Annotated in this window: 21 protein-coding genes and 2 pseudogenes; 10 read left to right on the top strand and 13 right to left on the bottom strand. The window is 56.7% G+C overall.

Going from position 1 to position 22,337, the window contains the following annotated elements; translation table 11 throughout:
• Positions 1-4 precede the first annotated feature (4 nt).
• Positions 5-1,018: an ATP-binding cassette domain-containing protein gene (locus ABLV76_RS23295; protein WP_004203973.1), complete on the top strand. Its 1,014-nt coding sequence runs from the start codon at positions 5-7 to the stop codon at positions 1,016-1,018.
• Positions 1,011-1,679, top strand: a complete 669-nt coding sequence (locus ABLV76_RS23290; protein WP_004203975.1) for a methionine ABC transporter permease — start codon at positions 1,011-1,013, stop codon at positions 1,677-1,679. The genes ABLV76_RS23295 and ABLV76_RS23290 overlap by 8 nt, the downstream gene beginning before the upstream one ends.
• 28 nt (positions 1,680-1,707) lie before the next feature.
• Here ABLV76_RS23290 and ABLV76_RS23285 read toward each other — a convergent pair whose 3' ends face one another.
• The 3 genes from ABLV76_RS23285 to ABLV76_RS23275 form a co-directional block, all read right to left on the bottom strand.
• Positions 1,708-2,907, bottom strand: a complete 1,200-nt coding sequence (locus ABLV76_RS23285) for an amino acid aminotransferase (protein WP_348878500.1) — start codon at positions 2,905-2,907, stop codon at positions 1,708-1,710.
• Positions 2,908-2,945: 38 nt separating this feature from the next.
• Complete coding sequence (locus tag ABLV76_RS23280; RefSeq protein WP_004176405.1) at positions 2,946-3,560, bottom strand: YitT family protein; 615 nt, start codon at positions 3,558-3,560, stop codon at positions 2,946-2,948.
• 251 nt (positions 3,561-3,811) lie between these two features.
• Positions 3,812-4,291: an Lrp/AsnC family transcriptional regulator gene (locus ABLV76_RS23275; RefSeq protein WP_002902405.1), complete on the bottom strand. Its 480-nt coding sequence runs from the start codon at positions 4,289-4,291 to the stop codon at positions 3,812-3,814.
• Between the two features lie 334 nt (positions 4,292-4,625).
• Between ABLV76_RS23275 and ABLV76_RS23270 the strand changes: the two genes are divergently transcribed.
• Both ABLV76_RS23270 and ABLV76_RS23265 read left to right on the top strand, forming a co-directional pair.
• Complete coding sequence (locus ABLV76_RS23270) at positions 4,626-6,005, top strand: amino acid permease (protein WP_004203977.1); 1,380 nt, start codon at positions 4,626-4,628, stop codon at positions 6,003-6,005.
• Between the two features lie 250 nt (positions 6,006-6,255).
• The gene (locus tag ABLV76_RS23265) at positions 6,256-7,005 is read left to right on the top strand and encodes a hypothetical protein (RefSeq protein ID WP_049093717.1); all 750 of its coding nucleotides are present in this window, start codon (positions 6,256-6,258) and stop codon (positions 7,003-7,005) included.
• A 112-nt stretch (positions 7,006-7,117) separates the two neighbouring features.
• Here ABLV76_RS23265 and ABLV76_RS23260 read toward each other — a convergent pair whose 3' ends face one another.
• The 3 genes from ABLV76_RS23260 to ABLV76_RS23250 all read right to left on the bottom strand — a co-directional run bounded on the left by ABLV76_RS23260 (position 7,118) and on the right by ABLV76_RS23250 (position 9,373).
• On the bottom strand, positions 7,118-7,312 hold the full coding sequence (locus ABLV76_RS23260) for a hypothetical protein (RefSeq protein ID WP_004203980.1): 195 nt from the start codon (positions 7,310-7,312) through the stop codon (positions 7,118-7,120).
• A gap of 236 nt (positions 7,313-7,548) precedes the next feature.
• On the bottom strand, positions 7,549-8,667 hold the full coding sequence (locus tag ABLV76_RS23255) for an oxidoreductase (protein ID WP_050558923.1): 1,119 nt from the start codon (positions 8,665-8,667) through the stop codon (positions 7,549-7,551).
• Positions 8,630-9,373 (bottom strand): DeoR/GlpR family DNA-binding transcription regulator, encoded by a 744-nt coding sequence (locus ABLV76_RS23250; RefSeq protein WP_032452613.1) that lies wholly within the window; start codon positions 9,371-9,373, stop codon positions 8,630-8,632. Before ABLV76_RS23250 ends, ABLV76_RS23255 begins: the two co-directional genes overlap by 38 nt.
• Before the next feature lie 278 nt (positions 9,374-9,651).
• Here ABLV76_RS23250 and zntB point away from each other — a divergent pair, with 278 nt between their 5' ends.
• The 3 genes from zntB (at position 9,652) to dbpA (ending at position 12,535) form a co-directional block, all read left to right on the top strand.
• Complete coding sequence (gene zntB / locus ABLV76_RS23245) at positions 9,652-10,635, top strand: zinc transporter ZntB (RefSeq protein ID WP_004203984.1); 984 nt, start codon at positions 9,652-9,654, stop codon at positions 10,633-10,635.
• A gap of 317 nt (positions 10,636-10,952) precedes the next feature.
• Positions 10,953-11,147: a hypothetical protein gene (locus ABLV76_RS23240; protein ID WP_071592553.1), complete on the top strand. Its 195-nt coding sequence runs from the start codon at positions 10,953-10,955 to the stop codon at positions 11,145-11,147.
• A gap of 14 nt (positions 11,148-11,161) precedes the next feature.
• Complete coding sequence (gene dbpA / locus ABLV76_RS23235; RefSeq protein ID WP_043522058.1) at positions 11,162-12,535, top strand: ATP-dependent RNA helicase DbpA; 1,374 nt, start codon at positions 11,162-11,164, stop codon at positions 12,533-12,535.
• Between the two features lie 45 nt (positions 12,536-12,580).
• On the opposite strand, the gene ttcA is transcribed toward dbpA, so the two are convergent.
• Together ttcA and ABLV76_RS23225 are read right to left on the bottom strand one after the other, a co-directional pair.
• Positions 12,581-13,516, bottom strand: coding sequence for a tRNA 2-thiocytidine(32) synthetase TtcA (gene ttcA / locus ABLV76_RS23230; protein WP_023289425.1), 936 nt, complete (start codon positions 13,514-13,516; stop codon positions 12,581-12,583).
• 48 nt (positions 13,517-13,564) lie between these two features.
• Positions 13,565-13,999: pseudogene (locus ABLV76_RS23225) on the bottom strand (tyrosine-type recombinase/integrase); the annotation flags it as partial.
• Positions 14,000-14,445: 446 nt separating this feature from the next.
• On the opposite strand from ABLV76_RS23225, the gene ABLV76_RS23220 reads away from it, so the two are divergent.
• Together ABLV76_RS23220 and ABLV76_RS23215 are read left to right on the top strand one after the other, a co-directional pair.
• Positions 14,446-14,766, top strand: a complete 321-nt coding sequence (locus ABLV76_RS23220; RefSeq protein WP_071600372.1) for a TonB family protein — start codon at positions 14,446-14,448, stop codon at positions 14,764-14,766.
• A gap of 497 nt (positions 14,767-15,263) precedes the next feature.
• Complete coding sequence (locus tag ABLV76_RS23215) at positions 15,264-15,521, top strand: bacteriocin immunity protein (RefSeq protein ID WP_025999099.1); 258 nt, start codon at positions 15,264-15,266, stop codon at positions 15,519-15,521.
• Between the two features lie 291 nt (positions 15,522-15,812).
• Here ABLV76_RS23215 and ABLV76_RS23210 read toward each other — a convergent pair.
• The 3 genes and pseudogenes from ABLV76_RS23210 to ABLV76_RS23200 form a co-directional block, all read right to left on the bottom strand.
• Positions 15,813-15,980: pseudogene (locus tag ABLV76_RS23210) on the bottom strand (SOS response-associated peptidase); the annotation flags it as partial.
• Between the two features lie 338 nt (positions 15,981-16,318).
• Positions 16,319-16,753: a universal stress protein UspF gene (uspF, locus tag ABLV76_RS23205; protein ID WP_017898748.1), complete on the bottom strand. Its 435-nt coding sequence runs from the start codon at positions 16,751-16,753 to the stop codon at positions 16,319-16,321.
• A gap of 81 nt (positions 16,754-16,834) precedes the next feature.
• Positions 16,835-17,047, bottom strand: coding sequence for a KTSC domain-containing protein (locus ABLV76_RS23200; RefSeq protein ID WP_004203998.1), 213 nt, complete (start codon positions 17,045-17,047; stop codon positions 16,835-16,837).
• On the opposite strand from ABLV76_RS23200, the gene ABLV76_RS23195 reads away from it, so the two are divergent.
• Positions 17,046-17,204 (top strand): hypothetical protein, encoded by a 159-nt coding sequence (locus ABLV76_RS23195; protein WP_153245201.1) that lies wholly within the window; start codon positions 17,046-17,048, stop codon positions 17,202-17,204. The two genes, ABLV76_RS23200 and ABLV76_RS23195, sit on opposite strands and share 2 nt — an antisense overlap.
• Here the strand turns inward: ABLV76_RS23195 and ompK37 are convergent.
• Both ompK37 and nifJ read right to left on the bottom strand, forming a co-directional pair.
• Positions 17,192-18,316, bottom strand: coding sequence for a porin OmpK37 (gene ompK37, locus ABLV76_RS23190; protein WP_023318087.1), 1,125 nt, complete (start codon positions 18,314-18,316; stop codon positions 17,192-17,194). The two genes, ABLV76_RS23195 and ompK37, sit on opposite strands and share 13 nt — an antisense overlap.
• Positions 18,317-18,673: 357 nt before the next feature.
• Complete coding sequence (nifJ, locus tag ABLV76_RS23185; protein ID WP_017898746.1) at positions 18,674-22,201, bottom strand: pyruvate:ferredoxin (flavodoxin) oxidoreductase; 3,528 nt, start codon at positions 22,199-22,201, stop codon at positions 18,674-18,676.
• Between the last annotated feature and the right edge of the window lie 136 nt (positions 22,202-22,337).

Genomic DNA, 22,337 nt, shown 5'->3' with positions numbered 1-22,337 from the left:
CGCAATGATAGAATTTCGCCATGTCAGTAAAACCTTTTCCAGAAAAGGGCATCCGGTTCTGGCCCTGCAGGATATTAATCTCAGTATCGACCGGGGCGATATTTTCGGCATTATTGGCTACAGCGGCGCAGGAAAAAGCACCTTATTGCGGCTGATTAATCGGCTGGAAACGCCGGGCGAGGGCGAGGTGGTGTTGAATGGTGAGCCGCTACAGGACTGCAGCGGCCAGCGACTGCAGGCGATCAAAAAAGATATCGGCATGATCTTTCAGAATTTTAATCTGCTGAATTCGAAAACGGTATTTCATAACATCGCTATCCCGCTTATTTTGCAGGGCCGCGACAAGGCCTTTATCCAGGCGCGGGTTGCGGAGCTGCTGGCGTTTGTCGACCTGAGCGACAAAATGCACAGCTACCCTAATGAGCTGTCGGGAGGGCAAAAGCAGCGGGTCGGTATCGCCCGGGCGCTGGCCACCAACCCGTCGGTGCTGCTGTGCGATGAAGCCACCTCGGCGCTCGACCCCCACACCACGGTACAGATCTTACTGCTGCTGCAGGAGATTAATCGCCGCTATGGCATCACCATTGTGCTGATTACTCATGAAATGTCAGTGATCCAGAAAATCTGTCACAAAGTGGCGGTGATGCAGGCCGGGCGCATTGTTGAGCAGGGGACGGTGTTCGATCTCTTTGCCCAGCCGCAGCATCCGGTCACCGCCAGTTTCGTGCAGTCGGTGGTGCACGATCGCCTGCCGCAGCGGGTGGCGTCGCTCCTGCAGCGCGATAACGGCGCCCGGGCTTTACGCCTCGAATTTATCGGCGCGACGGCCCGGCAGCCGATCATTAACCACCTGATCCGCGAGTATGCTGTCGAGGTGAATATCCTGTTTGCCAGCATGTCCGAAGTTCAGGGCCGGATACTGGGATTTATGATTGTGCAACTCCTCGGCGAGCCTGACGAAACCGAACGCGCTATCACCCATCTGGCCGACGCAGGAGTGAAAATCACCCATGTTTGATCTGATTGATACCGCCATTACCGGCGAGCAGTTTCTGCTGGCGCTGCATGATACCCTGATTATGGTCGCCATCTCACTGGGCTTTGGCGCGCTGATCGGCGTCCCGCTGGGAATTGTGCTGGTGGTTTGTCGTCCCGGCGGCATCGTGGCCAACCCGGTGGTGCATCAGGCGCTGAATCCGCTGATTAACGTGCTGCGCTCGCTGCCGTTTATCATTTTGCTGATTGTGATCCTGCCCTTCACCAGGCTGCTGGTGGGCACGACTATCGGCACCGCGGGGGCCATCGTGCCGCTGATCGTTTTTGTCGCCCCCTATATTGCCCGGCTGGTGGAGAGCTCGCTGCTGGAGGTGGATGAGGGGATCCTTGAGGCCGCAGACGCCATGGGCGCTACCCCTCTGCAGACCGTCTGGCACTTTATGCTGCCGGAGGCGGCGGCGTCGCTGATTCTGGCCCTTACCACCGCGACCATCGGTCTGCTTGGCGCGACCGCCATGGCGGGAACGGTGGGCGGCGGCGGGATCGGCGATCTGGCGATCACCTACGGCTATCAGCGCTTCGACGCCTTTGCCACCCTCACCACCGCCCTGGTGCTGATTGTTATTGTCCAGCTTATTCAGACGCTGGGTACCCGCCTGGCTCGCCGGCTGCGTCGCGAATAACCGCTAATCCGCGCCGGGGTTGCCCCGGCTAGCGTGCGCAGACCGCGGCGAAGGCGCTGGCTACCCGCGCAATATTGCCGTGGTTGAGCCCGGCCACACAGACCCGACCGCTGGCGATCAGATAGATGCCGTGCACTTCGCGCAGAACGTCTACCTGATCGGCGCTAAAGCCGGTGTAACTGAACATGCCGCGCTGGGTCAGCAGATAGGAAAAATCCTCCGCCGGCAGGGCTGTCTGCAGGGATTTCACCAGCGCGACGCGCATGGCGCTGATGCGGGTGCGCATGGCCTCCACTTCTTCCTGCCACAGGGCATTCAGCTCGGGATCGTTGAGCACCTGCGACACCACCTGGGCGCCAAACCCCGGCGGGCTGGAGTAGTTGCGGCGCACGGTGGCTTTCAACTGGCCCAGCACGCGCCCGGCGGCATCGGCATTGTCACAGACCACCGACAGGCCGCCGACACGCTCGCCGTACAGCGAAAAAATCTTCGAGAACGAGTTACTAACCAGCGCCGTCAGCCCGGCGCTGGCGATGGCGCGGATGGCATAGGCATCTTCATCCAGCCCACGGCCAAAGCCCTGGTAGGCAATATCGAGGAACGGGATCAGCTCCCGGGCGATCAACACCTCAATCACCCGATCCCACTGCTCGGGGGTGAGATCGGCCCCCGTCGGATTATGGCAGCAAGGATGGAGCAGCACGATGCTGCGCGACGGGAGCTGCTGGAGGGCGGCAAGCATGGCGGGGAAATTGATCCCGCGAGTGGCGCTGTCGAACCAGGGATAGGTATGCACCTCGAAGCCCGCCCCGGCAAAGATGGCCACATGGTTCTCCCAGGTCGGATCGCTGACCCAGACCGCGGAGTCGGGGAAGTAGCGCTTGAGAAAATCCGCGCCCACCTTCAGCGCGCCGGAGCCGCCCAGCGTCTGGATGGTGGCGATGCGTCCGGCACGCAACGCCGGATGATGTTCGCCAAACAGCAGGGTCTGGACCGCGCGGCGATAGGGCGCCAGTCCCTCCATCGGCAGATAGAGGCTGGCCTTTTGCAACTGGCTCTGTAGCCGGTCAGCGGCCTGGCGGACCGCCTCCAGCTGAGGAATGATGGCCTGCTCGTTATAGTACAGCCCGATGCTGAGGTTAACTTTGTCTGCCCGGGGATCCTGTTGAAAGGCTTCCATCAGCGACAGGATAGGATCGCCCGCGTAGGCGTCGACGTTCTGGAACACAGTGGTTACTCCTGAAATGACCGTTAAAGGTGAAGCCATTACACCGCATAGCGTCCGGGGCGGTGGTTCATGGCGATAATCGAATTCAAAATCACGGCGCCGAGGACAGAGACCAGCAGCATCGGCAGGCTAACCACCCACAGGGAGGCGGTGACGATGCAGGCGTCCACTACCATCTGGAATTTACCGGCGCGGATGCCGCTTTTATCCTGCAGATAGAGGGCCAGAATATTGACGCCGCCGAGGCTCGCTTTATGGCGGAACAGCACCACAAAGCCGATACCGACCATGATGTTGCCGAAGAGGGTGGCGTAATAGGGGTTCAGGCGATCGACATGGATAAAGTAGCCGTGCAGGTCGGAGAACAGCGACACCAGTCCGACCGCGCAGAAGGTTTTCAGCGTGAAGGCGGCGCCCATCCGCCGGACGGAGAGCCAGTAGAAGGGCAGATTAATGGCGAAGAAAACCACGCCGAACGGCAGGTGGGTGGCGTAGTGGATCAGAAAGGCCATGCCTGCCGTCCCGCCGGTCAGGGCACCGGCCTGACGAAACAGGATAATACCAAAGGAGATCATTAGCGTGCCGAACAGCAGCGCCAGGGCATCCTCCAGCCAGGTGTGAGTCAGTTTTTCAGGTGAAAGGACGTTATCCATAAATAAGCACTATCTTTTCGTTAACAAGGATAAGCGCTTGTTTGCAAAAATCGCACCAGAGGAGCGTGCCCGGGCGATCGTTTGCGGAAAAAATAGCCGTGGTTTAGCCTAACCTGTTGTTCTGACAGGAAGAGAAAATTGCACGGGTCGTGCGTTTTATGGTTTCCTAATGCGTGAATTGTGCGAATTTGCCGCTTGTCGCGCATTGTCTGGCCCCGCGTCTGCACCAGCGCAGGGCACTGTGCCCCGGTTCAGCGCAGCGGGGTCGTGCCCGGCATCAGCTGGCCGTTCTCTTTCAGGCGGTTGAGCACAACGGCAGTTTTCAGATGGGCCACCCCTTTGTTTTGCGCCAGAATATGGCTGATCAAATGGCTCAGACCGGGCAGGTCCGGGACCGTTACCCGCAGCAGATAATCGGCGTCGCCGGTGGTTTTCCAGGCGTCCAGAATGGCGTCCACTTCACTGAGCATCTGATGAAAGCTCTCCACGCATTGCGGGGTGTGATTCAGCAGACGCACCTCAATCAGGCCAAGCATCTCCTGCCCGGCGGCATCCGGCGCCAGACGCGCATGGTAGCCGAGGATAAGCTGCGCCTGTTCAAGGGCGATACGCCGGCGCGAACACTGGGAAGCGGACAGTCCGATAAGCTCGCTCAGTTCCTGATTGGTTAAACGGCCATTGGCCTGCAGCAGGGTAAGAATTTTCAGATCATAGTCGTCGATGTTGTACATAGTGGCCACTAGCGGAACGTAAAAGTGGCTAACAGCCTAACAGTTTTTTGCCTGGCGTGAAGCCTGGGCGGACGGCGGCAAAGCGGATGCACCAAAACGGGTCAGGTTCATGCATTAAGTCGCTCTTTTTCTCATGATCTGTGCGTAATCTGGCCAGTTTTCGCGTGTGATGCGCCAGGTCAGCGCCGCGATGAGCAGCTACCGGAACTGATGTGAAAACAATAATTCAATATAATTCAATGAATTAATTTTTGTCTGCCGCTGCGCGGCGATCCGCTGGCCTGAAAGTTGCTACCGGCGAAAGTGACTTTTTACAGACAGGGGCAGGTCAGAGATGACAACGCAGCAAGAGCATCAGTTAAAACGCGGGTTAAAAAACCGCCACATCCAGTTGATTGCCCTCGGGGGGGCGGTCGGCACTGGACTGTTTTTAGGTATTGCGCAAACGATCCGTATGGCAGGCCCTTCGGTCCTGCTGGGGTACGCCATCGCCGGGGTTATCGCCTTCTTTATCATGCGTCAGCTAGGCGAAATGGTGGTAGAGGAGCCAGTGGCGGGTTCGTTCAGCCATTTCGCCAACCGCTACTGGGGGCCCTTCGCCGGGTTTATGTCAGGCTGGAATTACTGGGTGTTGTACGTGCTGGTAAGCATGGCGGAGCTGACGGCGGTGGGGATCTATATTCAGTACTGGTGGCCGGAGGTACCCACCTGGCTGTCGGCGGCGATCTTCTTCGTGGCGATCAATGCCATCAACCTGACGCACGTCAAAGTGTATGGCGAGCTGGAGTTCTGGTTCTCGATTGTCAAAGTGGCCGCCATCATCAGCATGATCGCCTTTGGCTGCTATCTGTTATTTAGCGGTCACGGCGGCCCGGCGGCGACGGTGGCCAACCTATGGCAGGACGGGGGATTTTTCCCTAACGGCATCACGGGCTTGGTGATGGCTATGGCGGTGATCATGTTCTCCTTCGGCGGGCTTGAGCTGGTGGGGATCACCGCGGCGGAAGCCGATGAGCCGCATAAAACCATTCCCAAAGCCACCAACCAGGTGATCTACCGGATTCTGCTGTTTTACGTGGGGTCGCTGGCGGTCCTGCTGTCACTCTACCCGTGGCGGAACGTCGTGGAAGGGGGAAGCCCTTTTGTGCTGATCTTTCACGCCATTGACAGCAATATTGTGGCCAACGCCCTCAATCTGGTGGTGCTCACCGCCGCGCTGTCGGTCTACAACAGCTGCGTCTACTGCAACAGCCGGATGCTGTTCGGCCTGGCTCAGCAGGGCAACGCCCCGCGTGCGCTGCTGCGAGTGAACCACCGCGGGATCCCATTGACCGCCCTGGCGGTATCCGCCGTCGCCACGGCGCTTTGCGTGGTGATTAACTATGTGATGCCCGGGAAAGCCTTTGCCCTGCTGATGGCCCTGGTGGTGGCCGCCCTGGTCATCAACTGGGCGATGATCTGCATCACTCATCTTAAGTTCCGCCGCGCGATGCAGCGGGCCGGGAAGGTAACGGCTTTCCAGAGTTTCGCCTATCCCCTGACAAACTGGCTGTGTCTGCTGTTTCTCGCCGGGATCCTCGGGGTGATGTATCTGACCCCGGACATCCGCATCTCCGTCTGCCTGATCCCGGTATGGCTGCTGATCCTTGCCGCAGGCTATCTGCTGCGCAGGAAAAGCGCGCTGGAGCCGGTGGCGGCGCTGGAGGAGCGTTAATCTGCGACGCCCTGCCTGGCGGCAGGGCGATATTATTGCGCTGAAAACATATAGCGCCAATATATAGGATGGTTTATATAATTACGATAAATGATAACTAACAATATCACGCTGAATATAAATGAGAATGTGAGGTGACCGCGCGCTTTTTATTGATCTTGCGTACCGCTTTGCTACTATCCAGCCGGCATTGAGTCTTTATTTTATAATGCCTGGAAATGGAATGATAAAATACATAATGGAGTAGGGTATGAAGCATGTGCACAAGCTGGCCTGGATTGGCCTGTTCGTCAATATTATTATCTGTTTTGTCGCGCGTAATTTATTACTCGATGAAGGACAACTGAATTTCCATAGTCGGGTGGACAGCATGTGGTCCTGGCTGGTTCTTGCCCTGTTTATCGCCGTGGTGGTTCAGGCGCTCAGCATTATGCTGTCTGGCCGCTATCCTTATCTGGCCATTGTGCTAGCCTTTATTGGCGGTATCGTGATGATCCCCATCAGCATGATCTTTCTGGTCGGCAGCCTGTTCAGCTTTCAAACGCGGATTAACGCCGGTTTTACCCCGTGGCGGTCAACAACCGGGGCGATGAGCCGCGACGATAATCACCAGCTATTAACCTTTAATGCATCCGCTTTTTATCCGCAGGGAGCGCTGGCGCTCATCGCCGGGATAATTATCTTAATGATTGGCATGGGTATTGGCGGCGTATTTATTGCCGCCGGTATTCTGGCGTTGTGCAACGGCTATCGTCTGCAGAATCGGGTGGTGATTGGCGTCAGCGGCGAGTCGATGATATTTACGCCGGGTCTCTATGCCGACACCTACATTATTCCTTTGCGCGATGTAGTTCTCGCTGAGCGCGGCAGTCATGATGCGAAAGTCCGGCTGCTCATCCCGTCGACAGGCAGAAGTATCACCTTGCGCAAAAAAATGCTCGCCGGCGATAACGTCAGCGACACCTTCGCCGCGATCCTTGCAAAACTGACCACCGTTTAGCGCCGGCAGGAAGAAAAGCCGCCAGCGACAACGAGGGCCCTGGCGGCGGAAGGGGAAACATCAACGGCAGGCGCGTCGGCCTGGCCTTTGGTATACAGCAACAGGCTGCCTGTTAATCCACGTTAGTAAAATAATCGCGCGCGGCGGTCTCGACGCGCTTCGCGTCCAGCCCGGTCTTCTCAGTGATCTGCTCGATAAACGGTTTAAATTTTTCGTCCATCACGTTCCCTCCTTCCCAGTGGGCGACGTAAAATTTGCACTGATAGCGATAAAAATGGAGAGTGGTATCTCCTAACGTGTAGTACATGAGCTTCTCCTGTCCGGTATTGCGGTCACCGCGTCCACAGCGTCAGCAACCTTTTTCTCATCACGATCGATCTGTTCTCTATCCTCCTCCCAATTGGCTGAAATTTCCAGCGGTGCTTTACGCAAAAAGGCAGGATAAAGAAAGGATAATCTGCTGACAGGCAGTGATTATTTCTGGAGTCAGGGCGGTGACCCGGTTACCTGCGGGCCGCGCAGATAACCGGAGTAGCGACAGGCTTAGCGCAGCGCGTTGCGCTCGTCGGCGGTCAGGTCGAGGGTCTGCGCCACGCCGCTTTCCGCGGAACGCACCGCCGCTTCCAGAACGGCCATTACCGCCAGCGCTTCAACCGGCGGCACCGGATTGGCGATCTGGCCCTTCAGCGCGTCGCGGATCTGCATATAGTACTGGCGCTGATCGCCCGACGGGGTAGGCTGAGTTTGGGTCTGCAGCGAGGCGTCATAGATCACCAGCTTGTCATCATCCTGACCCCAGCCGGCGCTCCCCGGTACCACACCCGCCAGCAGCTGGCTCTCCTGCTGGTCGGCCCGCGCTTTGACAACGCTGCCTTTATCGCCATGCACCGTGAAGCGCGAGGAGCCCCCCGCGACCAGCATGCTGCAGTGGAGGATCGCTTTATGCGCCGGGTAGTTTAACACCACGTGCGCCCAGTCGTTGATCTCTGCGCCGTCCCGCAGGGTGGCAATGTTGCCCTGTACCGACTGCGGCAGACCAAACAGCTGCAGCGCCTGATCGATCAGGTGCGGGCCCAGATCGAACCATAAGCCGCTGCCGGGAACGTTCTGCTCGCGCCAGCGGACGCGGACTTCCGGGCGGAAACGGTCGAAATGGGACTCAAAATGTTTCACCGTGCCGATGGCGCCCTGCTCAATAACCTGACGGATCCCGAGATAGTCGCTGTCCCAGCGGCGGTTATGGAAGACGGAGAGCAGGCGCTGTTTCTCCTGCGCCAGGGCGATCAGCTCCCGGGCCTCCTGCATATCAAGGGTAAAGGGTTTGTCCACCACCACATGCTTGCCGGCGTTCAGCGCCAGGCGGGCCAGCGGCGCGTGCGTGGCGTTGGGGGAGGCGATGACCACCAGATCGACATCCGGATGCTGGACCGCCGCTTCCGGGGAGGCGATCACCGTGACGTCCGGCAGGTCGCGTTTGACTTTTTCTTCATCACGCGAGGCGACGAAGGCCAGGTTCAGGCCCGGCACCGAACGGATAAGCGGCGCGTGGAAGGTCTTACCGACGAAGCCATAGCCAATCAGGGCGATATTTATCGTGTTGTTACTCATCAGGTTCTCCGCGTTGTTAAGCGTCAGCAATATGTACAGAGAGGGCAGGGTCATCCCCCAGCTCAGGCCAGGGACGATCGAGGAAAAGATGGTGTATGTCGCTGAGACCGGCCACCAGCCAGGGTTCGCAATGGTTGACTTTGGTATGGTCCGCCACCAGCCAGTGTTCCGCGCTGGCGGCGAGCATGGCGCGTTTTACGTCGGCATCGGCCTCCTGGCTGGCGCTCAGTCCAAGCTCGGCATGCAACGCGCAGGCGCCGAGAATCGCGATATCGGCGCGGTAGCGCGCCACCAGCGACAGCGTGGCGCTGCCGGCGAACAGCCGCTGCTCACTGTCCCACTGGCCGCCAAGCAGGATGAGCTGGATATCGGCGCGGTCGCTAAACAGCTGGGCGATATCCAGCGAAGCGGTGATCACGGTCATGGGGCCTTTCAGCTGGGTAGCGACGGCCAGCAGGGTACTCCCGGCGTCGAGAAACAGCGTCGAGCCGGAGGGGATGCGCGCGGCGACCTGCTGGCCGAGACGCTGCTTGGTTCCGGGGAGCAGGGCGTTTCTTCCCTGGCGCGTCATCGCCGGGACGTTAAGCGCGATGGCGCCGCCGTGGCTTTTCTGCAGTACGCCCTGGTTTTCCAGCTCGCTGAGATCCCGGCGTATGGTATCGGCCGACACCTGCAGCGCATCAACCAGTTCGCTGATGCTCAGCTGACCGGTTTCACTTAGCCGGTCGAGTATGTGTTTTTGTCGGGCGAGCTTATGCATGACGAGAGACTCCGCAAGTTGACGCAATAAGCGGCATAATACAGCATAAAGTCGCAAAATAAACCGCAAAAAGTCGCACTGAGGCGCGCAAAACCTGAAGAACTTGATTTCACTACACTTTAACGTTAAATGAGGAAGGTGGGCGCGGCCCGGGGGAAAGCGCTTTTTAATGAAGCGATTAGCCCCTTTCACCGGGCAATAAACAGCGAAAAAGCGCGCTTTCGCGTACCTTATACAGAGTGCGTGCAATGTGACAGGCATGGATTAACGGAGGTTGAGTGGACGCGATTAAAGGCTCGGAGTTGCAGATACCGGACGCGATCTTCGCGTGGGTGCTCGACGGGCAGGGGGGCGTGAAGCCGCTCGCCGATAACGATATTATCGACAAAGAGAAGCCCTGCTGGCTGCATCTCAACTATACCCATAGCGACAGCGCCGACTGGCTGGCGGCCACCCCGCTACTGCCCAATAACGTGCGCGATGCCCTGGCAGGCGAGAGCACCCGACCACGGGTAACGCGGATCGGCGACGGGGCGCTGATCACCCTGCGCTGCATCAACGGCAGCACCGATGAACGCCCAGACCAGCTGGTGGCGATGCGTCTGTATATGGATGAGCGGCTCATCGTCTCCACTCGTCAGCGCAAAGTGCTGGCGCTCGACGATGTGCTGGGCGACCTGAAGGAGGGCAATGGGCCGACGGACTGCGGCAGCTGGCTGGTGGAAGTCTGCGACGCGCTGACCGATCATGCCAGTGAGTTTATTGAACAACTGCACGACCGAATAATCGACCTCGAAGACGACCTGCTCGATCAGCAGGTGCCGCCGCGCGGTTTCCTTGCCCTGCTGCGTAAACAGCTGATCGTGATGCGCCGGTATATGGCGCCGCAGCGCGATGTTTACGCCCGGCTGGCCAGCGAGCGACTGCCGTGGATGAGCGACGATCAGCGGCGGCGGATGCAGGATATCGCCGAGCGGCTGGGGCGCGGGCTGGATGAGATCGACAGCTGCATCGCCCGCACGGCGATCATGAGCGATGAGATCGCCCAGATTATGCAGGAGTCGCTGGCGCGGCGGACCTATACGATGTCCTTGATGGCGATGGTGTTTCTGCCCAGCACCTTTTTAACCGGCCTGTTCGGCGTCAACCTCGGCGGGATCCCTGGCAACAGCTGGCATCTGGGGTTTAGCCTCTTCTGCCTGATGTTAGTCGTTGTCATCGGTGGTGTTGCATGGTGGTTACATCGCAGTAAATGGTTGTAAAGAATCGCCTTTTAGCAGCGACGATGCCGGGAAAACCCGGCAATGTTTGAGCGAAATCAATAAACCCTCTACCCATTCAGGGCAATATCTCTCTCGCAGGTGAATGCAACGTCAAGCGATGGGCGTTGCGCTCCATATTGTCTTACTTCCTTTTTTGAATTACTGCATAGCACAATTGATTCGTACGACGCCGACTTTGTTGAGTCGGCTTTTTTTTTGCGCTCTCCTGACCAGCTTCTACGCTTACTAAGACACCCGACGGTCTTCAGGCCGTTTACGCCTGCGGGTACGCCCGTATCACTTTCCGGGAGGCCACTATGCATTACGCTTCAGGGCTGACAGCCCAGTCTATCCCCATCTCGCCCGAGCCGAACGATCCGGTTCCTTTACCCGATCCACGACCGCGTCCGCAGCCGCAGCCCGATCCGCCGCCTGATGAAGAGCCGATTAAATTGTCGCATCAGGCGCGGAGATCTGCGAGGATACGCGCCTGCAGATCGTCTGTCCTTTAATACGAGAATACATTGTGACCGCTTTTTCTACCCTGACTGTTTTACCTGCCGCCCAATTAGCCAACCTTAACGAGCTGGGTTATCTGTCGATGACGCCGGTTCAGGCCGCCGCCCTGCCGGCGATCCTCGCGGGGAAAGATGTGCGCGTGCAGGCAAAAACCGGCAGCGGAAAAACGGCCGCCTTCGGGCTGGGTCTGCTGCAGCATATCGATCCGTCGCGCTTTGAGACCCAGTCGCTGGTGTTGTGTCCGACCCGCGAACTGGCCGATCAGGTTGCCGGCGAGCTGCGCCGTCTGGCGCGCTGCCTGCCGAACATCAAGATTTTGATGCTCTGCGGCGGGCAGCCGTTTGGCGCCCAGCGCGATTCACTGCAGCACGCCCCGCATATTATCGTCGCCACTCCGGGCCGTCTGCTCGATCATCTGCAGAAGGGGACGGTCTCTCTCGACGTGCTGCAGACCCTGGTGATGGATGAAGCGGACCGCATGCTCGACATGGGCTTCAGCGACGCCATCGACGAGGTGATCCGCTTCGCGCCGGCTGACCGGCAGACGCTGCTGTTTTCCGCCACCTGGCCTGCGGCAATCGCGGCGATCAGCGGCCGGGTGCAGCGTCATCCGGAAACGATTGAGATTGACAGCGTCGATGCGTTACCGGCTATCGAACAGCAGTTCTTTGAAGTTTCCCGCCACGGCAAGATTGCGCTGCTCCAGCGTCTGCTCAGCCAGCATCAGCCGGCGTCCTGCGTGGTGTTCTGCAATACCAAGCGCGATTGCCAGGCGGTCTGCGATGCGCTCAACGCCGCCGGGCAGAGCGCATTATCGCTGCACGGTGACCTCGAGCAGCGCGACCGCGATCAAACGCTGGTGCGCTTCGCGAACGGCAGCGTCCGGGTTCTGGTGGCGACCGATGTCGCTGCCCGCGGCCTGGACATCAAATCTCTCGCGCTGGTGGTGAACTTCGAGCTGGCCTGGGATCCGGAAGTGCATGTGCACCGCATCGGCCGTACCGCCCGCGCCGGCGAACAAGGTCTGGCTATCAGCTTCTGCGCGCCGGAAGAGGCGCAGCGCGCCACCATTCTGGCCGACATGCTGCAGTTATCCCTCAACTGGCTGCCGGCGCCGGCGGGTAACGCTATCACGCCGCTGACGGCGGAGATGGCGACGCTGTGCATCGACGGCGGAAAAAAGGCGAAAATGCGCCCGGGGGATGTGCTGGGGGCGTTGACCGGTGATATGGGATTTGATGGCGCCGATATCGGCAAAATTAACGTCCACCCGGCCCACGTCTATGTGGCGATCCGCCAGAATATGGCGCAGAAGGCGTATAAGCAGTTACAAAACGGCAAGATCAAAGGCAAAGCCTGCCGCGTACGACTGCTGAAGTAAGGGCAGAATAGCGCGTCTCAGGCGGCGGCCTGAGACGCTTGCGGGTTACTTCACTTCCACTACGTTCAGACGCAGCTCATCCAACCGGGCGTCCTCTTCCTCCGGCTGCCAGCCGGCAGGCTGCAGGGGAATCTCTTCCCTGTCAAACGCTAAATCGCCGCCGTCCACCACCTCGGAGCCGTGGGTGATGCCTTTAAAATCAAACAGATTAACGTCGCTCAAGTGCGAAGGCACCACGTTCTGCATTGCGCTAAACATGGTTTCAATGCGTCCCGGATAACGCTTATCCCAGTCGCGAAGCATATCGGCGATCACCTGGCGCTGCAGGTTAGGCTGCGAACCGCACAGGTTGCAAGGAATGATCGGGAAGCCCTTGGCCTGAGAGAAGCGCTCGATGTCCTTTTCGCGGCAGTAGGCCAGCGGGCGGATGACGATGTGTTTGCCGTCGTCGCTCATCAGCTTCGGCGGCATTCCTTTCATTTTGCCGCCGTAGAACATATTCAGGAACAGCGTCTGCAGGATGTCGTCTCGATGATGGCCGAGGGCAATCTTGGTGGCGCCGAGTTCGCTGGCGGTACGGTAGAGAATGCCGCGACGCAGGCGAGAGCACAGTGAGCAGGTGGTTTTCCCTTCCGGGATCTTCTCTTTGACGATGCCGTAGGTGTTCTCTTCGACAATCTTGTATTCAACGCCCAGCTGCTCAAGATACGCCGGCAGAATATGCTCCGGGAACCCGGGCTGTTTCTGGTCGAGGTTCACCGCCACCAGCGAGAAGGAGATGGGCGCGCTTTTCTGCAGGTTACGCAGGATCTCCAGCATGGTATAGCTGTCCTTGCCGCCTGACAGACAAACCATAATGCGGTCGCCCTCTTCAATCATATTGAAGTCGGCGATCGCCTCACCGACGTTGCGGCGCAGACGTTTCTGCAGCTTATCGATGTTGTATTTCTCTTTCTTTGTAAGCTCTTGATTTTCTTGCATTATTAACATTCTCAAAATCTAAAAGGGGCATATAGGGGGCAAAATGTGTTAAAGCCCAAGCCGGGAATTCAACATAGAAACCTGGTCGCCGTTCATCTCTTCTATCCATGTACTATAAACGTCGTACACCATTTGCGCGTTTTCATGCCCCATCTGATTGGCTATAAAAGACGGGTTTGCGCCAGCCGTCAGGAGCCAGCAGGCAAAAGTATGCCGCGTATGGTACGGATTCCTGCGGCGAATGCCAGCGCGTTTTACTGCAGCTTCCCATCTGCTGCCTATGCTGCTGTGCGAGTAGCAGGGTTTTTGCTCGCCTTTCCGTCTCCGCGGCATGAAAACAAATCGCAAATTCTGTTCCTCGCTTGAGCCGTATTCCCTGTGGTGAAACGTGATAGTGGATACCGGATATCCAGCTGTCAGTTCATGCTGCGCTTTCAGCGCGTCCAGGGCAGCGCCGAGCAATTGTATCGTCCGGTTTCCTGCTGCTAATGCCATACCGAGGCCTTTTGCTGAGGCGCTGGTGAGAGGTAACTCGCCGGAGATGTGCCGGGCGTGAGAAACCGTAAAAGCACCTGGGAAGCAATAAAATACCCGGCAATCAGTGCCGGGTTTTGGGGCTCACATAAGATTGGAAATCTGGCTGTAAGAGAGGTGTTTACTTTACTTGACCCTAAATGATAAGTCGAAACTCCTCATTTTTTAATGGAATATAGGTGAATGGAAGCGTTATAGGGAAGGAGTAGCCCTGCGGAAGAATGGCGATGCCTCAATCCCCCGCAGAACGCAAAGCGCGCAGCTAACCCGGCTGTGATATATAATCCCCTCCATACCAGCGGGGATGAAGAAGTGGAGCCGCATCCTCCGGCGTTGCATGAAAAAGGCGTATTAGGGATCTATAGACATAAGGAAAACAACAATTGGTATCGGTTATGAAAAAAACATTACTTCTGGTTTGCGCTGTTCTTATATCAAACTTGGCACTTGCTGCAGGAAATAAAGAAGAAGTGGTGCCTGTGCGGATAAGTTGCCCTAATCCTTATTATCCAGTTTCTGCCATGGCTAATCGGATTAGTGGCACTGTAAATTACGCTGCCTCAGTAAATGAAAAAGGGGAAGTAACTTCTGTTGAGACAACTGGTGCTGAGCTCTTTTTTAGAGAAACAAGATCAGCAATGAGAAAATGCAAGTATGAGCCCGGAAAGCCAGGCATTGCGCGTGGAACAATAAGATTTCGTCCATCTCAACCGTAAATACTGCTAGCCTACCTGGATTTTCTGTACTGAGAGATCTAGCAGCCTGATGCTCTTGCAATGGGAGTCGAGCCAAGTGATGTTATGTTGGCAAGCTCTAGAGATTTACCTGGCAAAATCACTGGTTAAGGGGAGCAGGTTAGTCATGGTTGGCTGAAAAAAAACTGGAGACGAGTTAGGCTCTCCTGTTCCCAGTGTGATTGCTGAAAAATTTCGTGGCTGTGAGTTTTCGAACTTTCATTCATTCGGAGAGCTTTCAGGAAGGCGGTTTCTGATACCACTGAGCTAACTGAGCGGTTTGACAAGCTAGCTTAGGGGGTATCAAGTAAGAAACATGGTCGTTCATTCGTAAAATGAGCATGTCGGGGGAAGGCTTAAACATGAATTAGAACACGCAAAAGCTATTAAAATACCGGTGATGTGTATGGTATTGAGAACTGGCGAGTTATGATGCACAAAAAGCCATGTCGAAGTTCACTAAGCAATGGTGGTAAATGATGGACAATAAAAAAAGCATTTCTGATTACACCGAATCTGAGTTTTTAGCTTTTGTGAAAAAGATATTTAATCCGGATAATACAACCGAAGATGAAGATGTGCAAAATGTTTTAGAGTTTGAACGTATCACTGAACACCCTGATGGTTCTGATGTAATTTTCTATCCTCCAAAGGGCCGAGAGGATAGTCCGGAAAGGGTTGTTAAGGAAGTGAAAGAATGGCGGGCCAGGAATGGCAAGCCTGGTTTCAAAGAGTAGCTGATCGGTACAGTTGCGTTATCTTAACTATCTTAACGTGATAATAGATGACTTCTGATTGAAAATCGCGCCGGCGGTTTTTTATTACGTTGAATTTATTATCGATGAAAGTAGCTCACAATTTTGATTTTTTATCAACCAGCCCTAAAGATGTCCTCGGAGCCTGAGCAACTTCCTTAACTTATGCGCTTTGAGGGCATTCCCGAAGCAAAAGGCAAGCAGAACACCAAGGTCTGCTTTCAGCATAGTGCGGGTATTATCAGGTTATTGGATTTTAATAGCCTCAATCAATTACGCCCCCTGATTCCTAACGTTGTCCACCGCTCGGAAAACGGGGTGCCATGTGAAATGATCAGCAGGTACCGCACCATCTGCAATTATCTCATTCACCTCTTTTCCTCGAATAGCCTGCCTCATCCATTCCCGGGTGGATTCAGTTACCAGGACCAGCGGCCGGCGCTGTGGGGGCTGGCTGTATGTAAATATAAAATAAATTCAGTTGGTTGGAGGGGGCACAACTTATTGGTGTTGTACATTTTTACTGATTTCTTGATTTTGCAGCATGTAATAGTGGCTCAATTCATAGTGTGGCATCAGAAGAGCACGCGTTCTGCCAGCCGCTGGACAACGTGGCGCTGGCGCGTAGCAATTAATGAGGTCTGACAGACAACCGTGGCGTGTATGGTACGGATTCAGGGGCGGAATGTCAGCATCTTTCCGGCACTTTCCGCTGCGGGCAGGCAAGCTGGTGGAGCAGAAGTAAAAATAAACAGCCCGCCGGGCGGCGGGCTGAGGCGTTAGCGAACGACCAGCACCGAGCACTCGGCGTGGCGGACCACCGCGGCGGCGTTGGAGCCCAGCAGATAGGTGGTAATATCCGGCCGGTGCGAAGCAATGATCACCAGGTCGGCGGGTAGCGACTTGGCGAGGGCCAGGATCTTATCTTTTGGCGATCCTTCGGCAACGTGAAAATGTTTCCGATCTTCCGGGATAGAGAACTGTTTCGCGAGTTCTTTAAGCTGCGTTTCCGTTCCTTCACGCAGCTCATCCATACCAGGCAGTTCGGCGGTATAGGCCATTCCCAGCGAGGCATAATAAGGCAGGGAAGGGATAACGGAGAGGAAATGGACCTCAGCGTCGTCAATCCGCGCTTCCGATTCAACGTGACTGATAATGCGTTCAGTAAATTCTTTATCAGAGATATCGATGGGGACAAGAATCATTCTGCTCATAAAACCTCCTGTTTAAGTATCCCCTCATATTGTACGGCATTATGACACGTTTTGTATCATGACCGCAGTCACACTTTGACATTAACGTGACTTGTGTTCGGGAAATTTTCCCTTTATCACGCCGTCATAAAAGCGACCCTTTGACACCACCTGTAAAAAGTCACGAAAAATACGCGGTGGAACGCCGGTATATTGCAACGGCGGCTGGTGATAAAAACAAATTTCCAGCGTGGCGGAAGCGTCATCATAGGCGACAGAGATAATTCGGGAAGATTTTACCGGGTGATGATGCATGATGGACGTCCTCGGGCAGGCACTGACTGAGCACGACTATATCACTAAATGGACGGCTATTTTAAGCGGTGGGATATATTGTTTTGTTTTAGCTGGTGCGATGCAAAGAGAGAGAAAGCCCGCCGGAACCGGCGGGCTGGCGCATCAGAACTGGTAAACCAGGCCCAACGCGACGATGTTGTCGGTAGAGATACCGTTGTCTTTGTAGAAGCTGTCGTTGTCATCCAGCAGATTGATTTTGTAATCAACGTAGGTGGACATATTACGGTTGAAGTAATAGGTGGCGCCGACGTCCATATATTTGACCAGATCTTTATCGGCGTAGCTGCCGGTGTTATAGAGATCTTTGCCTTTGGACTGCAGATAGGAGATAGCCGGACGCAGACCAAAGTCGAACTGATACTGAGCGGTGACTTCGAAGTTTTGCGTTTTGTTGGCCACGCCGTCGTTGCCGTAAGGGGTCATGTTGCGGGTTTCAGAGTACATGGTCGCCAGGTAGATATTGTTGGCGTCGTACTTCAGGCCAGCGGTCCAGGCTTCAGCTTTATCGCCACGGGCGTTGGTCTGGGTCATCTGGTCGTTGGTACGGTCAGATGAGGTGTAGGCCGCTGCCGCGCTGATGCCCATGCCGAAGTTATAGGAGGTAGAGAGACCGAAACCGTCGCCGTTGTCAAAGCGAACATCGCTGTCGCTGCTGCGGTTGTTGGTGCCGACGTTGATGTCCTGGGCGTTCTGGCCTTCGTTTTTACCCTGATACTGCAGGGCGAAGTTCAGACCGTCTACCAGACCGAAGAAGTCGCTGTTACGGTAGGTCGCGACGCCGTTGGCGCGGCCTGCCATAAAGTTATCCGCATAGGTGTAAGAGTCGCCGCCGAACTCCGGCAGCATATCGGTCCAGCCTTCGACGTCATACAGCACGCCGTAGTTACGACCGTAGTCGAAGGAACCGTAATCGCCCACTTTGATACCGGCGAAGGCCAGACGGGTCCACGCCTGATCGCCGGCGCTTTCGGTATTGTTGGCCTGAACGTTGTATTCCCACTGGCCGTAACCGGTGAGCATATCGTTGATCTGGGTTTCGCCTTTAAAGCCAAAGCGAACGTAAGTTTGGTCGCCGTCTTTTTTCGAGTCGCTGGAGAAATAGTGCAGACCGTCTACCTTGCCATAGACATCTAATTTATTTCCGTCTTTATTATAAATTTCCGCCGCATGCGCGGCGCCAGCGGCTAATAAAGCCGGAATAACGAGGGCCAGTACTTTTCTTTTCATGAAGAAATTCCTTTAACTGTTTTTATGTTTTAGCTTCCGGGAAGGAAGTGAACTCATGCTAAAGGAGCGGTCTGAGATATGGTAAGACTCAATTGTTACGATATAAGTAAAATCTAAATAAAATAATACTGAAGTAATGGTGATAATTATGATGAATACATCTTCAACTAATATACAAAATAAAAATTATACATATTCAGTTTGATCGCGTATTATTCGAGCGTTATATGCCTTTATTGTCATGCCAAGCATTTTTATTTGCCGTCTCATTCTGCGGAATGATTTTGTTATCGGTAAAACGACAAGCCCGAACTTCATGTTCGGGCTTTTTTTATGGCTGCGGGATGGAAAATAACCTTAGCTCTCGCTCGGTGATTTCTCCGCTTTGCCAGCCAGCTGGGCGAGGAAGTCGTAGCGCTTCTGCAGGTCGGCGGCAGCATCTTTCCACAGCTGCTCCGCCACTTCCGGCTGCTGGGCGTTCAGGCGACGGAAGCGTTGCTCATTGAGCAGCGTCTCAGCCAGGGCGTCTGACGGTGGGCGAGAGTCGAGCGCCAGCGGGATCTTGCCTTCTTCCGCCCGACGTGGGTCGAAGCGGTAGAGCGGCCAGAAGCCGGTGGCGGTCAGCTGACGCATTTGATCGTGGCTGAGCGCCAGATCGTAGCCATGCTCTTCGCAAGGACTGTAGGCGATGATCAGCGACGGCCCCGGATAGGCTTCCGCTTCCTGAATCGCTTTCACCGTCTGGTTCAGCTGCGCGCCCAGCGAAATCTGCGCCACATAGACATGACCATACATCATCATGCTGACGCCAAGATCTTTGCGTGCCTTGCGTTTACCGTGCTCGCCAAACTTAGTGACCGCCCCCAGCGGGGTGGCTTTTGACGCCTGGCCGCCGGTGTTGGAGTAACACTGGGTATCCAGCACCAGAATGTTGACGTTTTCCGTCAGGCTCAGCACATGATCCAGGCCGCCGAAGCCGATATCGTAGGCCCAGCCGTCGCCGCCGATCAGCCAGACGGATTTCTCCACCAGCGCGTCGGCATCGGTCAGCAGCTCTTCAGCGCCTTGCACGCCGGTCAGCGCCTGGCGCAGGGCCGCCACCTGTTCACGGCGCGCTTCCGGCGTCGCCTCGGCATGCAGCGCCGCGTTCAGCTCTGCCGGCAACTGGTCGGCGAATTCGCTCAGCAGGCGCATCACGCGCTGACGATGTTGATCGACGGTTAAGCGGAAGCCGAGCCCGAATTCAGCGTTATCCTCAAACAGCGAGTTGGCCCACGCCGGGCCGCGGCCGTTGGCGTCGGTCGTGTACGGGGTCGAGGGCAGGTTGCCGCCGTAAATGGATGAGCAGCCGGTGGCATTGGCAATCAGCATCCGGTCGCCATACAACTGGGTCAGCAGTTTGATATACGGCGTTTCGCCACAGCCGGAGCAGGCGCCGGAGTATTCAAACAGCGGGCTGATCAGCTGCGAAGTGCGGATATCAATACGCTCCAGTTTGCTGCGGTCGATTTCCGGCAGGTTGAGGAAGTAATCGTAATTCACTTTCTCCTCTTCCACATGCTCCAGGCGCGACATCATATTGATGGCCTTGATCTCCGGATTCTGGCGATCTTTTGCCGGGCACACTTCCACGCACAGGTTGCAGCCGGTGCAGTCTTCCGGGGCGACCTGCAGTACGTATTTCTGCCCGCGCATATCGCGGGACTTGACGTCCAGCGAGTGCAGACTGGCAGGGGCGTTCTCCATCTCTTCCGGTGCGACCACTTTGGCGCGGATCGCCGAGTGCGGGCAGGCGGCGACGCAGTGGTTGCACTGGGTACATAGCGCTTCCTTCCAGATGGGGATCTCTTCGGCGATGTTGCGTTTCTCCCAGCGCGTGGTGCCCATGGGCCAGGTGCCGTCCGGCGGCAGGGCGGAGACCGGCAGCGCATCGCCGAGACCGGCCAGCATCGCGGCGGTGACCGTTTTGACGAAATCCGGCGCGGCGTCGGAGACCACCGGCGGGCGGTTCGGACTGTTGGCATTCACCGGCTGCAGCGGCACTTCCGCCAGCGACTCGCGGGCCAGGGCCAGCGCCTGCCAGTTGCGTTCCACCAGCTCCTGGCCTTTGCTGCTGTAGCTTTTGGCGATGGCCGCCTGCAGTTCCGCCAGCGCGCTGTCGCCAGGCAGGATGTGAGTCAGATGGAAGAAAGCCATCTGCATCACGGTATTAATGCGCGCCCCGAGGCTACATTCGCGGGCGATCTTCGCCGCGTTGACCACGTAAAAACGCGCTTTTTTCTGATTCAGGGTGGCCTGTACTTCCTGCGGCAGGCGGGACCAGACTTCATCGGCGCTGTACGGCGTGTTGAGCAGGAAAATGCCGCCGGGCTTCAACCGCTCGGCCATCTGGTATTTATCGATAAACTGCAGCTGGTGGCAGCCAACGAAATCGGCCTGCGAAATCAGATACGAAGAACGAATCGGCTTTTCGCTGACCCGCAGATGGGAGACGGTCAGGCCGCCCGCCTTCTTCGAGTCATAGACAAAGTACCCCTGGGAGAACCACGGGGTGGAATTGCCGATGATTTTGATATTATTTTTGGTGGCCGACACGCTGCCGTCGCTGCCGAGGCCGTAGAACAGCGCTTCGAGCTTGGCCTCTGATGGCAGAGTATTTTCGCCCAGCGGCAGCGACAGGTTGGTCACGTCGTCATAGATGCCGACGGTAAAGCGCGGCTTCGGCTGGGCGGCCTGCAGCTCATGGAATATCGCCAGCACGCATTCCGGACCGAACTCCTTGGAAGAGAGACCGTAGCGGCCGCCGATGGTCCGCGGCAGCGTCTCGCGCTCGCCGCGGTTAAAGGCTTCCGCCAGGGCGGTCATCACGTCGAGATACAGTGGCTCCGCGTGCGCGCCAGGTTCTTTGGTGCGATCCAGCACCGCCACCGCCCGGGCGCTCTCCGGCAGCGCTGCCAGCAGGTGGGCGGCGGAGAATGGGCGATAGAGGCGCACTTTCAGGACGCCGACTTTCTCGCCGCGGCTCAGCAGTTCATCGACCACCTCTTCGCAGGTGCCGATGGCCGAGCCCATAATGACGATCACGCGTTCCGCCTGCGGATGGCCGTAAAACTCAAACGGTTTGTACTGGCGGCCGGTGGCGGCGGCGAAGTCATCCATCGCTTTCTCGACATGATCATAAACCGCGTCGTACCACGGGTTGGTGGCCTCCCGCGACTGGAAGTAGGTGTCAGGGTTAGCGGAGGTCCCGCGGATCACCGGGTGTTCCGGATTGAGCGCGCGCTGGCGATGCTCAGCGATTTTCTCCTGCGGCAGCAGGGCGCGAATCGTGTCATCCGCCAGCGGGGCGATTTTGTTGATTTCGTGCGAAGTGCGGAAACCATCAAAGAAATGAATAAACGGCACCCGGCTTTGCAGGGTGGCGATATGCGAGATCAGCGCGAAATCCTGCGCTTCCTGAACGCTGCTGGCGCACAGCATGGCGCACCCGGTCTGACGGACCGCCATCACATCGGAATGGTCGCCGAAGATCGACAGCGCGTGGGTGGCGACAGTGCGGGCGGCGACGTGCAGGACAAACGGCATCAGCTGGCCGGCCAGTTTGTACAGCGTGGGGATCATCAGCAGCAGGCCCTGCGATGAGGTAAAGGACGTGGAGAGGGCGCCAGTCTGCAGCGCGCCATGTACGGCGCCAATGGCGCCTGCCTCCGACTGCATTTCGACCACGCGTGGCACATCGCCCCAGACGTTTTTCAGCCCATTGCCGGCCCAGGCGTCAGCCTGTTCCGCCATCGTTGAACTGGGCGTGATCGGGTAGATGGCGATAACTTCACTGGTGCGAAACGCGACGGAAGCGACCGCGCCATTACCATCAATCGTAATCATATGAAGACACCCTTACATTGCGCAAAAGAATGGACGCGTGAAACCGCGACGCGCCCTGTAATTATATAAGAGGTAGTTTAGCAAACCGTTGGCGCCGCCATTTTTGCATTTGTGTCCTCAATACGACGGCTACCCG

The organism is Klebsiella sp. GB_Kp047 (assembly GCF_040065235.1).
Lineage (GTDB): Bacteria > Pseudomonadota > Gammaproteobacteria > Enterobacterales > Enterobacteriaceae > Klebsiella > Klebsiella quasipneumoniae.
The sequence above is the reverse complement of the archived record's forward strand: the minus strand, read 5'-3'. Positions and strand labels throughout refer to the sequence as shown.

Excerpts from the sequence above, each read along its gene's own strand:
- ABLV76_RS23195 (WP_153245201.1), top strand. The coding sequence starts at position 17,046 with ATGATGGACGTCCTCGGGCAGGCACTGACTGAGCACGACTATATCACT.
- ABLV76_RS23220 (WP_071600372.1), top strand. The coding sequence starts at position 14,446 with ATGAAAAAAACATTACTTCTGGTTTGCGCTGTTCTTATATCAAACTTG.
- ompK37 (WP_023318087.1), bottom strand. The coding sequence starts at position 18,316 with ATGAAAAGAAAAGTACTGGCCCTCGTTATTCCGGCTTTATTAGCCGCT.
- ABLV76_RS23280 (WP_004176405.1), bottom strand. The coding sequence starts at position 3,560 with ATGGATAACGTCCTTTCACCTGAAAAACTGACTCACACCTGGCTGGAG.
- ABLV76_RS23270 (WP_004203977.1), top strand. The coding sequence starts at position 4,626 with ATGACAACGCAGCAAGAGCATCAGTTAAAACGCGGGTTAAAAAACCGC.
- ABLV76_RS23290 (WP_004203975.1), top strand. The coding sequence starts at position 1,011 with ATGTTTGATCTGATTGATACCGCCATTACCGGCGAGCAGTTTCTGCTG.
- ABLV76_RS23250 (WP_032452613.1), bottom strand. The coding sequence starts at position 9,373 with ATGCATAAGCTCGCCCGACAAAAACACATACTCGACCGGCTAAGTGAA.
- uspF (WP_017898748.1), bottom strand. The coding sequence starts at position 16,753 with ATGAGCAGAATGATTCTTGTCCCCATCGATATCTCTGATAAAGAATTT.
- ABLV76_RS23200 (WP_004203998.1), bottom strand. The coding sequence starts at position 17,047 with ATGCATCATCACCCGGTAAAATCTTCCCGAATTATCTCTGTCGCCTAT.
- ABLV76_RS23275 (WP_002902405.1), bottom strand. The coding sequence starts at position 4,291 with ATGTACAACATCGACGACTATGATCTGAAAATTCTTACCCTGCTGCAG.
- ABLV76_RS23265 (WP_049093717.1), top strand. The coding sequence starts at position 6,256 with ATGAAGCATGTGCACAAGCTGGCCTGGATTGGCCTGTTCGTCAATATT.
- ttcA (WP_023289425.1), bottom strand. The coding sequence starts at position 13,516 with ATGCAAGAAAATCAAGAGCTTACAAAGAAAGAGAAATACAACATCGAT.
- ABLV76_RS23215 (WP_025999099.1), top strand. The coding sequence starts at position 15,264 with ATGGACAATAAAAAAAGCATTTCTGATTACACCGAATCTGAGTTTTTA.
- ABLV76_RS23255 (WP_050558923.1), bottom strand. The coding sequence starts at position 8,667 with ATGACCCTGCCCTCTCTGTACATATTGCTGACGCTTAACAACGCGGAG.
- ABLV76_RS23260 (WP_004203980.1), bottom strand. The coding sequence starts at position 7,312 with ATGTACTACACGTTAGGAGATACCACTCTCCATTTTTATCGCTATCAG.
- ABLV76_RS23295 (WP_004203973.1), top strand. The coding sequence starts at position 5 with ATGATAGAATTTCGCCATGTCAGTAAAACCTTTTCCAGAAAAGGGCAT.
- nifJ (WP_017898746.1), bottom strand. The coding sequence starts at position 22,201 with ATGATTACGATTGATGGTAATGGCGCGGTCGCTTCCGTCGCGTTTCGC.
- ABLV76_RS23240 (WP_071592553.1), top strand. The coding sequence starts at position 10,953 with ATGCATTACGCTTCAGGGCTGACAGCCCAGTCTATCCCCATCTCGCCC.